Source organism: Polaribacter sp. HaHaR_3_91 (assembly GCF_019278525.1).
Classification (GTDB): domain Bacteria; phylum Bacteroidota; class Bacteroidia; order Flavobacteriales; family Flavobacteriaceae; genus Polaribacter.
Genome location: NZ_CP058986.1, coordinates 3578739 through 3593074 on the forward strand (window position 1 = coordinate 3578739; position 14336 = coordinate 3593074).

The 14336-nt window shown below is 31.0% G+C and carries 10 protein-coding genes; 5 read left to right on the forward strand and 5 right to left on the reverse strand.

Annotated elements, in window-relative coordinates; translation table 11 throughout:
• Positions 1-22 precede the first annotated feature (22 nt).
• From H0I27_RS15010 to H0I27_RS15030, 5 genes are all read left to right on the forward strand, one after another.
• On the forward strand, positions 23-733 hold the full coding sequence (locus H0I27_RS15010) for a FadR/GntR family transcriptional regulator (protein ID WP_218731424.1): 711 nt from the start codon (positions 23-25) through the stop codon (positions 731-733).
• 29 nt (positions 734-762) lie between these two features.
• Positions 763-1878 (forward strand): polysaccharide lyase family 7 protein, encoded by a 1116-nt coding sequence (locus H0I27_RS15015; protein ID WP_254713101.1) that lies wholly within the window; start codon positions 763-765, stop codon positions 1876-1878.
• Positions 1879-1934: 56 nt separating this feature from the next.
• Entirely contained in the window at positions 1935-2705 is a 771-nt protein-coding gene (locus H0I27_RS15020; RefSeq protein WP_218731427.1) for an SDR family NAD(P)-dependent oxidoreductase, read from the forward strand.
• 87 nt (positions 2706-2792) lie between these two features.
• Positions 2793-3227, forward strand: coding sequence for an RbsD/FucU domain-containing protein (locus tag H0I27_RS15025; RefSeq protein WP_218731428.1), 435 nt, complete (start codon positions 2793-2795; stop codon positions 3225-3227).
• Between the two features lie 53 nt (positions 3228-3280).
• Positions 3281-4345 (forward strand): polysaccharide lyase family 7 protein, encoded by a 1065-nt coding sequence (locus H0I27_RS15030; RefSeq protein ID WP_218731430.1) that lies wholly within the window; start codon positions 3281-3283, stop codon positions 4343-4345.
• A gap of 582 nt (positions 4346-4927) precedes the next feature.
• Here H0I27_RS15030 and H0I27_RS15035 read toward each other — a convergent pair.
• The 5 genes from H0I27_RS15035 to H0I27_RS15055 all read right to left on the reverse strand — a co-directional run bounded on the left by H0I27_RS15035 (position 4928) and on the right by H0I27_RS15055 (position 13013).
• Positions 4928-6256 carry a RagB/SusD family nutrient uptake outer membrane protein gene (locus H0I27_RS15035; protein ID WP_218731431.1) on the reverse strand — a complete coding sequence of 443 codons (1329 nt, stop codon included), beginning with the start codon at positions 6254-6256 and terminating at the stop codon, positions 4928-4930.
• Between the two features lie 19 nt (positions 6257-6275).
• Positions 6276-9467, reverse strand: a complete 3192-nt coding sequence (locus H0I27_RS15040; protein WP_218731432.1) for a TonB-dependent receptor — start codon at positions 9465-9467, stop codon at positions 6276-6278.
• 731 nt (positions 9468-10198) lie between these two features.
• A complete protein-coding gene (locus tag H0I27_RS15045) occupies positions 10199-10963 on the reverse strand; it encodes an SDR family NAD(P)-dependent oxidoreductase (protein ID WP_165733151.1) in 765 nt (254 codons plus the stop codon).
• Between the two features lie 32 nt (positions 10964-10995).
• A complete protein-coding gene (locus tag H0I27_RS15050) occupies positions 10996-12294 on the reverse strand; it encodes an MFS transporter (protein ID WP_218731434.1) in 1299 nt (432 codons plus the stop codon).
• A 17-nt stretch (positions 12295-12311) separates the two neighbouring features.
• On the reverse strand, positions 12312-13013 hold the full coding sequence (locus tag H0I27_RS15055) for a FadR/GntR family transcriptional regulator (protein ID WP_218731435.1): 702 nt from the start codon (positions 13011-13013) through the stop codon (positions 12312-12314).
• Between the last annotated feature and the right edge of the window lie 1323 nt (positions 13014-14336).

Sequence of the window (14336 nt, forward strand, 5' to 3'; positions counted from 1 at the left end):
ACACAAAAGAATAATCAATTTCATGAAAATAAGTCTGATAGATACGAACGCAAAGAAAACCTCAGAAAACAGTGTGATTTGCATGATTAGAGATTTAATTAACTCTAAAAATTTAGAACGAGGAGACAAACTACCTTCCGAAAGAATTATGTCGGAAAAGTTTGATATCAAAAGAAATCACATTAGAGAGGCAATCAGAAAGTTAGAGTTTTATGGAATCATAAAATCAATGTCTCAAAGCGGTACTATTTTAAATATTGGATTAACAGGTTTTAACGGAATGGTAGATGAAATTATTTCTTTGAACACTCCAACTTTTAATGAACTCGTAGAAACCAGAATATCATTAGAGTTAAAGACTGTTAGTTTAGCTGCTCAGAGGAGAACAGAGACGGACTTAAAACGAATAAAGGACACCTTAAATGATTTTAAAGCTAAAATTACTGAGGGAGATGATTATTTAGAAGAGGATTTATTATTTCATTTAGCCATCGCAAAAGCAAGTAAAAACAATACAATGATTTCATTAATGCTTTTAATTACGCCTCCTATCCTTGCTACTTACGACAGAAAAACGGTGTGTGAAGGAGATAAATTGATTTCTGAAATAAAAAAACATGAAGATATTTATTTAGCCATAGAGTCTCAAGACCTTGAACTTGCAACGGACATGATGAAACAACATTTTAATAAATTATCTAAACATATTACAAGTAGTGATTCAAAAAAATAAACTTAAATAAAAATAAAATGAACAAAAAAATGATTAAATCGGTATCAACCATCTTTATATTTAGCATTCTATTAATATTAAGTAGTTGTAACAACAAGCCAAAAAAGACTGATAAAAAAGAAGCTGAAAAAGAAGTTGCAAAAACAGTTTACCCTAGTGACGTTATTCCATTTTTCGATCATTGGAAATTAATATTAGGAGACGGTTCTAATGCTGGAATTGCAAATAATTTTGAAGACAAAGATTTCTTTTACGCTACAAACGATAAAAAAGAAGATTGGGTTGTTTTTAAATCACCTAACGGAGGAAACACACACGGAACGTCAAACAACACAAGAACAGAATTAGCACAAGTAAAAAAGTGGTATCCAAAAACAGCGAATGACAAATTAACCGCTACACTTAAGGTAATGAATGTATCTGCAACTGGAGACGCTCGTGTAGCAGCTTCACACGCCGTTGTTGTTGGTCAAATTCATAGTGCAGACAAACATGAAAACGAACCTCTTAAAATATTTTATAAAAAATACCCTAGTCACACAAAAGGATCTGTGTTTTGGCATTATGAAATAAATACGGCAGGAGACGATAATTCTGGAAGATGGGATTATTCTTATGCTGTTTGGGGTGATGACTTTTCAGTTGTTGGTACAGATGCAAATACACCGCCAGAAGAACCAAAAGACGGAATTGCATTGGGAGAAGAATTTAGTTATGAAATTGAAGTGAAGGATGGAATCATGAACTTAAAATTTACAAGTGAAGGACACGAAACTAAAACATTTACAAAAAACTTAATTGAATCTGAATACACAACAAAAGCAGATATACCAGAACAAACTAAAAAATTATTTGGGCCACTTGGTCAAGATGGTGTAGAACGTAAAGAAGCTTACGCAGGTGAAGGTTGTTTTTTTAAACTTGGTACTTACAATCAAACAAATGGAAAATCTCCAGAAAAAAATAAAAACTGGTGTTCTGGTGCAGAAACACATGGAGGAGATCTTAAAAAACAATATGCAGATGGCAACTATGCAGAAGTTTGGTTTAAAACAGCTAGCATCACTATAAGCAGTAATTCTGTTTCTAACGATGGTTATTTCTCTAAAAATGATTTACTGTACCAAAAAGAAACAAAACACTAAAAGAAATATTTTATTTATTAGTCCATCAAAAAAAATCTAACAGACACAAGAATAACATGAAGAACGATAACAAATTAGTTGGAAAAAACATATTAGTAACAGCTGGTGCTCAAGGAATTGGAGAATCCATCACTAAACATTTTATTGATAATGGTGCACACGTAGCAATCCATTATTTTTCTAGTGCAGATACTGCAAACCAATTAGTAGAATACGCAACTAGTAAAGGACAGAAAGCAATTGCTATTGCAGGAGATTTAACCAAAGAAGCAGATGCTAATAAAGTAGTAGAAAAAACAATAGAAGCATTAGGTGGTTTAGATATTCTAATTAATAATGCAGGATCTCTTGTTGCAAGAAAACTAATAGGAGAAATGGAAGCTGAATTCTGGCATAAAGTAATGGACATTAACATGACCTCTATGATGTTTGTAACAAAAGCTGCAGTACCTCATTTAGCAAAAAACAACCATAGTAGTATTGTTAATTTGGCGTCTCTTGCAGGACGTAAAGGTGGCCACCCAGGATCTTTAGTTTACGCTACCAGTAAAGGTGCTATTCTAACATTTACAAGAGCACTTTCTACCGAATTAGGTCCTCAAGGAACAAGGGTAAATGCCGTTGCTCCAGGACTTATTTTGGGTACTTCTTTCCATAACACACACACAACAAAAGAATCTGCAGCAGAAACTACAGCAGGAATTCCAATTCAAAGAGCTGGTAATGCTGCGGATGTAGCTCGTGCTGTTTTATTTTTAGCATCAGAATATGATGGATTTATTACAGGTGCAACCTTAGATATTAATGGTGGTGTTTACAATATGTAATTATAGCTTTTAATAATAATTTAAAACACTAGGAACTATACTAATCTCTAGTGTTTTAAATTTAATCAATTAATAAAAAATTAAATTATGTTAAAAACGGCAGTAATACACCCTACAATAATGGAAGTGCTTGCAAGATCAGGTCACTTTGCACAAGTTGTTATCGCAGATGGTAATTTACCAGTTGGAGCAATGACAGGACCAAACTCAACTACAGTTCACCTTAATTTTCGTCCAGGGCTTTTAGATGCACTTACCGTTCTAGAAGGCATCCTAGAAGTTTGTCCTATTCAAGGTGCAATCGTTATGGAAAAGCCAGCAGAAGCAAATGCAGAAATTCACCATGAATATAAAAATTTATTGGGTGATGTAACTTGGGATGAAATGGAACGTTATGCTTTTTATGATAAAATTAGAGACCAAAATACAACCTTAATTATCCAAACAGGAGAACAACGTCGTTTTGCAAATTTGATTTTAACTGTTGGTGTTGTTAAAATGGCAGAAGAAAGCAACTTTTAAAAACAAAATACCGAATGCATTTATAAGAATTATATATCTAAAATAGAAACAAAATGAAAATAACAATCACTAAATCATCTTTACAGTCTTTTTTAATGATAAGCTTAGGTTTATTATTAATTGGTTGTTCTACTCCAAAGAAAAAAAAAGAGCCGTCTAAAGAATTAATAGCAGTCACTTACCCTAGTGATGTATTACCCTTTTTAAATGAATGGAGTATTCTTTGTGGAGATGGTACAAAATATAAAGAATTAGTAGACGTAGAACATAAAGACTTTTTTTATGTAGAAAATGAAAAAGGAACTGATTGGGTAGTGTATAAAACGCCTAACGCTGGTATTACTTCTAGAACATCTAGTAATACAAGAACAGAATTAGGTCAGAAAAAACATTGGATACCAGAAACAGGTGGTAAATTAACGGGTACCTTAAAAGTACAACATGTTTCTACTTCTGGTGACGCTAGAGTAGCCGCTTCTTATTCTGTTGTAGTAGGACAAATTCATAGTGATGAAGGTCATGAAAATGAACCAATCAAAATATTTTATAAAAAATTTCCTGGTCATACAAAAGGATCTGTTTTCTGGAATTATGAAATTAATACAAAAGGAGATAATTCTGGAAGATGGGATTATTCATCAGCCGTTTGGGGAAATGACATGTCTGTTGTTGGACCTGATGCTACCACATATCCAGAAGAACCTAAAGATGGAATTGAATTAGGTGAGGAATTTAGTTATGAAATTAATGTATATAAAGGTATCATGTATTTAACTTTTACAAGCGAAGGACATGAAACAATTAAGTTTACTAAAAATTTATTAAAATCCGAATTTTCAACAAAAGCAGATATTCCTCAACAAATACTATCACTTTACGCAGCAATTGGTCGCGATGGTGTAGAACGTGAAAATGCGTATGCTGGAGAAATAAATTATTTTAAACAAGGTGCATACAATCAAACAAACGGTAAAAACCCTGAAGATAATATTGTTTGGAGCACTGGATCTGAAACTTACAATGGAGATATCGCTAAACAATATGCCAACGGATGCTATGCAGAAGTTTGGTTTAGAGAAGGAACTGTAGGAGAAGGTACTTTACCTGATGAGGAATAATATCAATTTTGAATTAATAACTTCATTATAAAAAAGGATCAACTTATTATATTTATTTAAAGCTCAGAATACACTTCATTGGTGTTTTGAGCTTTTTTTATGACTAAAAATAAAGTCTAAATACAATTAAACCTTCATCAATTACAACTTACTACTCTGATAAATATCATTACATTATTCTTAATAGGAAAGAATATAATCATCTTAATATCTAATATTCTCGAATATAAAACGTGTACAAACTATTAAATAAGATACCGCCTTATTTGGTAATCATCTTTTATTAAGGGTAAACAATTCAACAAATTCTCTTTAGTTTTCAACTTTCTTCAGTGCTTAACACCTAAAATCACTGGTTAACTGCTATATGTTATCAGTAAAACCATTTACAATCCTTAACAGATAACAAAACCAATAACATCTTTTAAGATAACTTTTATACATGTTTAAAAATAAAGACTAAAACAAACCATGTGCTATATTAATAATATTACAAAATAATTTTATTAGAATACAAAAAAAGGGTTGCAACTTTTAAAAGTTGCAACCCTTAGTAAAAAACCAATTTAAAAAACTTAATTATTAGTAACCTGCATTTTGAGTAATTACTCCATTGGTTGCTGTTATTTCTGAGGTTGGAATTGGAAATACATAATAGTTAGGATTAACTGATAATCCCATTTCAGCATCAACTGTACCTGTTCTTACCAAATCGAACCATCTATGTCCTTCTAAAGCTAACTCTAACCTTCTTTCATTTGCAATTGCTTCTCTAACATCTGCTTGAGAACTGATTGTACCTGTTAGACTACTTAAACCTGCTCTACTTCTTATATCATCTAACATAGGAAGTACAGTGCTTGCAGGAGAACTCGTTTCGTTTAAAGCTTCTGCATACATTAGTATCACATCAGACAATCTCATTTCAATAAAATCTTGTTCTAAACCTCCTGTATATTTTACAGCTACTCCATTAGCAGCATCAACTGTTAACGCTTTTCTTAAGTCTGTATTTCCATCAGCTGCACTACTAGCATCAAATGCAGCAGTTAAACGTGGGTCTAACGGTGTAAGAGATTTTGTATCAGCTCCTTCAAACCATCCTACAAATGTAGAAGATATAGAAGAACCATCAGCAATTGAAACAGAGGTTGATAATTGAGTTGCAAATAATCTTTCTGAACTTAAATCAGTTACAACATCTTCAAAGTTAGCTTCTAAACTAACACCTGCTGCAGATGCACCACTTACAACAGCTGCAAGCTCTGTTACTGCACTCGTAAAATTATTTCTGTGCATATATACTTTTCCTAAAAATGCACGTGCAGCAATTTGTGTTGCTCTACCTTCTTCTAATCCAGAATTGTCTAAACCTGCTATAGCGTCTTGAAAATCTGGAATAATTACATTATTATAAATGTCTTCAGTCGGTTGTCTCTCCAAAATAGATAAATCTGAAGTACTTGGCGTAGCAGATAAATTTACTGCAACATCACCAAAAATTGTTACAAGTTTAAAATAAGATAAACCTCTTAAAAACTTTGCTTCTGCTACCTCTGTAGACTCCGATGAGTTTTCTATTACATTGTTTGCACTTAAGATTGACTTGTACAAGTTTGTATAAATTGGATTAAAAAAGGCTTCTGTCATATCTCCACCTGATAAATCTGGATTATAGGTATCTAAAGATGTAAATGGGTCTTCTAACATTAACATGTTGTCTGCTCTAAAATCACCTAAAACTACTTGTGACATTGCAACTCCTGTATGATAATAATATGCTGCATTTAAAACAGGACCATATACTTCTAAATTACTTGATTCTAAATCTAAAGCTGGTGTTTGTTCTAAGTCATTATCGCATGATGTAAATAACATCATCGCTGTTAATACTATATATATAGTTTTCATTTTTCTCATTTTTTCTTAATTAAAAATTAACATTTAATCCAAAAGTAAAACTTCTAACAATTGGACTTGCACCTTCTTGGTATCCGTAAGTTGTTGGACCTCCATAGTTACTATTTTCAGTCTCTATCCCTTCAGGATTAAATGAAGTATAATCATTACCCATTATATATAACAAATTTGTACCTGCAAGATATAATCTCAATGAGCCAATCCCCATTTTACTTGTAAAATCTGAATTAAGAGTATAACCGATAGTAAGGTTTCTTAGTGCGATGTATGAGGCATCTTGAATTAATGCACCATGTACATCTCTAGTTTGTAAATAATGTTTACCATTATTATCAGCAATACCGTCACTATTAGCATCAAAAGCAGTGTTTGTTGCATCACGGAATTGAGATTGCCAATAGATAGGATCTATATTATATAATTCTGCCCCTTGAGATCCTTGTAACTGGAATGATAAATCAAATTCTTTATAATTCATATTACTTGATACTCCCCAATAAAAATCTGGAGTAGCAGAACCTAACTTTACGTAATCATCTTCATACGTTATTTGACCATCATTATTTTGATCTACTACGTATTGTACACCACTAGTATAACCTATAGATCTTGTTGGGTCTTCTATATAAATAGATTCTACTTGACCTGCGCTTTCATATCCCCACATTTCACCAAGTTCTCCACCAACATAATTTCTAAACTCAACACCTCTACCACTAGGACCTCCATATATTTGACGAGGTAATTCGTCTACAGCTCCTAAACTTGTAATTTCTGAATTAACAGTAGATAAATTCGCTCCCATACTCCAAGTAAACTCATCATTTTGGATAATTCTAGCATTTAATTCTAACTCTAAACCAGAACTAGTAATATCTCCACGGTTAAGTCTAACCTGATCTGTACCAAGAACTTCAGAAACACTTTGTTGAATCAACATGTTATTCACATCTGATGTATAATAGTCTACACTAAATTTTAAACGATTGTCTAAAAATCCTGTGTCAACACCATAATTAGTTTCTTTATTTGTTTGCCAAGTTAAATCAGCATTTGCAACCTCATCAGGAATTAAAAATCCTGTACCAAAAGCAGTTGATGAAGTACCTAAAACACTTAATGAACTGTAAGAATCTAAATCAGATGAAGTTCCTAAAGATCCCATACTAAATCTAAGTTTTAATGTACTTAATGTTTCATTGTCTTGTAAAAAATCTTCTTTATGTACATTCCAACCTAAAGAAACTGCTGGAAATACTGCATATTTTTCATTAGCTCCAAAACGAGAATCACCATCTCTTCTAACAGATGCAGATACTAAATATTTATCGTCATATGCATAAGCAACTCTACCAAAAATACCTCTTCTTGCTTGCACTTCATCAATTCTGTTAGATACTACATCTTCAGCATTAAATAAAGAATAATTTAAAGGTAAACTAATTGGCACATTTGATCCATAAGATTCTAAACCTTTAAATTTTGTACTTACAAGTTCAACTCCAACTACAGCAGAAAGATCATGCTTATCAGCTATTACTGTTGCGTAATCTAAAGTAGTTGTACTTAAAATGGTAGATTTTTTAATATCTGAAATATCTAAAGCAGTCTGATTAGAACGTTGTTGACCATCTGATAATATTCCTCTATAATAATACAACTGTACATCTTGTACATCTGCTCCAAAAATGGTTTTGATATTTAACCCATCAGTTATTTCATACTGTAAATAAGAACTTACATTACCATAAAATGTTTTTTTGGTTCTTTCTGAATTATCAAATTTAGCAGCTACACCTGCATCACCTGTTCCTCCAATACCATTCTGATTTCTACCATATTGCCAATCATGAGCAACATCACCTGGCTGTAAATCATAAATACTTGTAGCATCTAAACCTATACCTCTATAATCTTGGTCAAATGAACGACCAATATTATTACCTGTAAAACCAGAGTCTGCTAATGCTTGTCTTCTAGTATCTAATTCTTGAACAAAATCAATTGAAGATTGCGTATGGTAAATAGGACTAATACTATATGCTCTTAAAAGATCTCTCATTTCCCAAGGCACAATATCTTGGTTACCATAAAACCCATTCATACTTAATCCTGCCTTAAATTTATCATTCAAATTAGCATCAATATTCATACGTCCATTAAATCTTTCATAACCTTGTCCTTTAACAATACCTTCAGTATTTAAATATCCTACAGAAGCAAACGCTTTTATATTTTCTGATCCACCACTCACGCTAAAATCGTGACTAGTTGTAGAACCATCTTGGAAAAGCCAATCTTCTATACTAACAACATCTGGTGCATTCTCATAAGCCCATAATCTATAATCTAATAATCCAGCATCTGTTTGTGTAAGATCATAAGCATCTGTCTGCAATTCTTTTGCCCACTCTCCAGAAGTTTTAAGCATATCAATGTCTTTCACATATTTTCTAGAAACACTTGTATAGGCATTATAACTGAAATTTAATTTCCCTGTCTTTCCTTTTTTAGTAGTAATTAAAATTACACCATTTGCACCCAAAGAACCATAAATGGCAGCAGAAGCAGCATCTTTTAATACTTCCATGCTCTCAATATCATTTGGATTAACTGTTGCTAAATTTCCAGAAATAGGAAATCCATCTACAACAATTAATGGATCTGAATTACTTGAAAGAGATGATCCTGTTCTAATTTGAATTTTTGGATCTGAACCTGGCTCTCCACTTTGGTTTTGAATTAAAACACCAGATAACTTACCTGTTAAGGCCTCATCTACACGCGCAACTTGAACAGATGCAAGGTCTTCTCCACCTATTTTAGAAATTGAACCTGTAAGGTGAGATTTTTTACTAGTACCATAACCTACCACAATAATCTCATCAAGTGCACTAGCATCTTCTACTAAATTTACATTGATATTATTTCTATTGTCTACTTTTACTTCTAGCGCTGCAAAACCTAAATAGCTAAAAACTAAAGTAGCATCTCCATTAGAAACTGTTAAAGAATAGTTTCCATCAAAATCTGTTGAAGTACCATTTGTTGTTCCTTTCTCTTGAATACTAACCCCAGGTAGCAAGCCTTCACTTACACCTCCTGTTACAGTACCTGTTACTTTCTGCTGAGAAAAAGCAAAAAGCGATGCTAACAAAAAGAAGCATGTACTTAATTTTTTAATAATGTTGTGTTTCGACATAATAAAATTTAATTTTAATTAATTAAAGAGTTATATTTTTAATTGGTAATCCAATTTGGTCACCCAAACTGGTTAACCAATATGGTTTTTCAAATATACAATTATATTTGAATTAACAATATATTAACTCTAAAATATTCTAAATTAACCTCTAAAAACTTCAACAACTTTTAAAGAAACACATAAACACCACTATTACAAAGAGATGAAATTAATTTACACAAATAAAAAAATGAGCTATTATTAAGGTAATTTTAACCAATATCAACGTTTTAAAAACCATTTAAGAGTTCTTTTCACGATCAGTTGAATGCATAATTAAAAGAATAAAGCTCGCAGACTGAACTTAATTATCCTAAGAAATAATATGATTATGTAATTTTTTGATTTTTTTATTAAAATCTAATCTTAATATTCACATTGTAGATAACATAAATTATTCATTAAGTACACCCCCTTTTTAAAGAGTGAGAAACACACAATAGTCATTTGATTTTGTGCGACAAACATATTTGTAGACAGGAGCGTGATTAGAATTACAAAGAATATGGTAATAATTTTTTAAACTTTTACATCTAAAATTCAATAGAAGGATAAACTAAAAATTGTAATGAATTCTTTAAAATTAAATACACAACTAGTATTTACAATAATTTCTAATGCTAAAATTAGAACAAAAAAAAACTCCTTTACATATAATGTAAAGGAGTTGTATATAAAAAAATATCTAATTAGATACCTAATGCTTGACCACCACCAATTTGGATAGTTTCTGCAGTAATAAAAGCAGCATCTTTACTAGCTAAGAAAGCAACTACACCTGCCACATCTTCTGGCTGACCTAATCTTCCTAACATAATACTATTTGCCCAAGAAGCAAAAACTTCTGGCTTAGTAGCTTTAATTTGAGCATGAAAAGGAGTATCAATAGTACCAGGAGATACTGCATTTACTCTAATACCATATTCTGCTAAATCTTTTGCTAACGCTCTTGTAATTGCATGAACACCAGCTTTAGAAGTACCATAGATTCCTGCTCCTGGTCCACCTGCATTCCAACCAGCGTTAGAAGTATAGTTAACGATTGAAGCATTGTCACTTTTCTTAAGAAAAGGGATTGCTGCTCTAGAAGCAAAAAATGCTGAATCTAAGTTTAAAGCCATTACAAACCTGTAAAATTCAGTTGTCATTTCTTCAAATCTAGATCTACCACCTAAACCACCTGCGTTATTAACTAACACATCAATTTTACCAAACTTTTCACCAATTTTATTGATGTTTGCAGTTACTTCTTCTTCTTTAGTAACATCAAAACCATAGTATTCTGCAGTAATTCCTTCTGCAGTTAACTCTTCTACTCTTTTAGCTCCTGCTTCATCTTCTATACCGTTTAATATAACAGTATAACCATCTTTTCCTAATCTTTTTGCTACTGCAAAACCAATTCCTCCTGTTGCTCCAGTAATTACAGCAACCTTGTTGTTTAATGTACTCATTTAAATTATTTTTAAATATTAATTATGTTATATTAAATTTTTGTAATCGACTTAACTTTTGGTATAAATACCCAAACACTTACTAAAGTTAAGATAGCTAATCCAGCACCAATAACAAATGCAGGTGTATAATTACCACCACTTGTTAACCAAGGCACTAAATATGTTAAACCAGCAGCAGTCAGTTTAGCAGCCATACCAGAAAGTCCAGATAATGTACCTACTGTTTTTCCACTAAAAAGATCACTTGTTAAAGTTTGAACATTTCCAATCGCTGTTTGAAATCCGAATAAAATAACAGCCATAATAATTACTGCAGTTGTTGGTCCTCCAGGACTAGCCATAGCCAATAATGCTGGTAACATTATTAGACAACCTAATGTAATTATCATTTTTCTGGTCTTGTTAATAGTCCATCCTTTTTTAAGTCTATTTTGTGCCAAAAGACCACCAAACCAAGCTCCTAACATAGCTCCTGCATAAGGCACCCAACCATAAAGTCCGATAGATTTTACATCCATACCATACACTTCATTTAAATAGATTGGTATCCAAAAAACAAACAACCACCAGATAGGATCAATAAATGCTGATGCTAATATTACACCCCAACTTTCTTTATGACCTAATAACTCTTTTGTATCTGGATTGTATTCTTGATCATTTACTCCATCTCCATCAAAATCTTCATTCTTTTGACCTGTTAAGATATAATCACGCTCTTCATCTGTAATCCATGGGTGATTTATTGGTGGCGCTTTTACTAAAATTAACCAAGGCACCAACCATAGTAAACCTGCTAAACCAATTAAAATAAATATACCTTTCCAACTAAAATACACTGTTAAAAAAGCAATTAACGGAATGGAAATAATTCCACCTATCGCAGCTCCTGAGTTAAAGATACCTTGTGCAAGTGCACGTTCTTTGGTAGGAAACCATTCTGCATTTCCCTTTGTAGCACCTGGCCAATTTCCTGCTTCAGAAACTCCTAAGATTGCACGGAATATACCAAAACTTAAAACTCCTTGAGCAAATGCGTGTAATGCTGTAGCAACAGACCACACACCAATAGACAAAACAAACCCGAATCGTGTACCTACCCAATCAAATATTTTCCCAAATATTGCTTGTCCGAAAGCATAAGAAAATACGAAAATAATTGAAATAAGAGCATAAATTGCTTTCGTTTCATCAGCTGTATGCCCGGGATATAAATCCTTGGCTATTTCTGGCCAAAGGACACTTAATGATGTTCGGTCAATGTAATTAATAATAGTAGCTATAGCAATCAATGCGACGACCCACCAACGTAATCCTTTTACTTTCATTTTATATACTTATTTAATTAAACATTATAACAATATGTATAGAGCTCTCTAAAATGCTCTTTCATTTTTAGTTTTGCCATTTGAGGGTCTTTAGCTTTAATAGCTTCAAAAATAGCCTGGTGATCAGCTATTCCTCTATGCGCTAAGTCTGCATCACAAACATGGTGCTCCTTAAAGTTTGTAATAATTTCTGGAGTAATAATCAACATAAATGTATTCATAGTGCTGTTACGACAAGCCTTTGCTATTGCTAAATGAAATAACAAGTCTTCTTGTACAGCGTCTTCTCCATTAAGCACCTTTTCTTTGTGTGCTTCTAACGCTTCTTCTATTTTTAATAAATCATCATCCGTTCTCCTTAATGCAGCTAATCTTACAGTTTTTAATTCTAATAGTATTCTAGTTTCTACTAGAGATTTAAAACCTGATTTTTCTAATCTTAAAATATCGTCTATCATACCATTCATAGCAATAACACCAATATTAGCTACAAATGTTCCACTTTGTGGAATGGATTTTAGAAGGCCATAAAATTCTAATTTCTGAATCGCTTCTCTTACGTTACTTCTACTCACTACAAATTTTTCTGAAAGCATCCTTTCAGAAGGTAATTTATCTCCAGGTTCTAAATTTTTATAATTAATAAGTTCTTTAATTCCTTTAATTATTAAATCCTGGATTTTTTGATTTTCATTTTTTGTAAGCACCTCTAATTTCATTTATTCAAATTTTATAGTTTTATGACTTACTAACATTATTTTTAAAAGAAACATTGTCATAAAAATTAAATTAACCGTTATACTAATTGTTAATTGTTTTGAATTATTTATTATAATTCTAGAAACTTTAATTAACCTTTTAAACTTTAAATACTGCTATTTTATAGTTAAAATAAATTGGTTTTTAAAGAACATCTAAAATAAGCTTACTTCTGGTTTACCAAATTGGTTTACCAGTTTCAGTTTTTCAAAGATATACTATTTTTTTTACCTATAAAACACTTTATTAATTAATTCACTAAACTATTGTAATTTAATTAAAATGACAAATTATGTTTTATTGAAGATTATTCTACTTAAAATTCTAAACAAATTATTGACTTAATAATAATTATTTTACTAAGAAGTTAATCGTTAGTTATCTATTAATTTTTCCTCTTGTAGGTTTAAAATAAAAAAGCAAAAAACAACACAATATTAAAGTGAATTATTATCAAATAATTTTAGTTTTAAAAAGCAATAAAACCAAAAATAAAATATCATAAAAATAGCTACGCTCCTCCCTTAAATATTAAAAAAAACAAAAAATATACCTGAAAATCAATAGATTAAAGCCTATTACAATATACCAATTAGAAAATTCTGTTTACAATAAAAAGCAACTATTCGTATTATATTCAAAATAAAACGGACTTAAAAAGAGATAACTATTCTCTTAATTTTCAATATTATTTTAATGTCAATAACATCACTTTTAAAGCTTCTAAATTATCAATAAAAAGAAGAAATAAAATTAAGTAAATATTCAAAAAAGACCTTAAACGAAGTATTTTTCATGAGTCTTTTTAGAAGTATTTAGGAGGTAAATTAAGTGCTGTTTTATTTAGTATTTATACTTATCAAATACAGTAATTTATTAATAATAAATTGGTAAGAAATTCATCATTTAAAAGATTCAAAATGAAAGAATGGGTATTATTTTCTGATAAAGGCTATTTATCAGTCAAACTTCAACCTGATTTATTTAGATACGTAAATATTAAAATAGCTGTTACAATAAAAAAAAGAAGTGAAATATTATTACTCTACGCAGAAATCATCCTTAATATATTGATTTTTAAAGCTAAAATATACGTAAAAAACCACCACTGATATCATACTTAAATATGCTCAAAAATTTGAATAATTAGAAGTTTAAAAATTAAATATCATGAATTTATAAAGCATATTTATGGCTAAAAATTAGCACAAAAAAAAATAACACACATTATTTAAAAATTATAATGTGTGCTATTTATTCTATGATAGACTTGTAAAACTGTC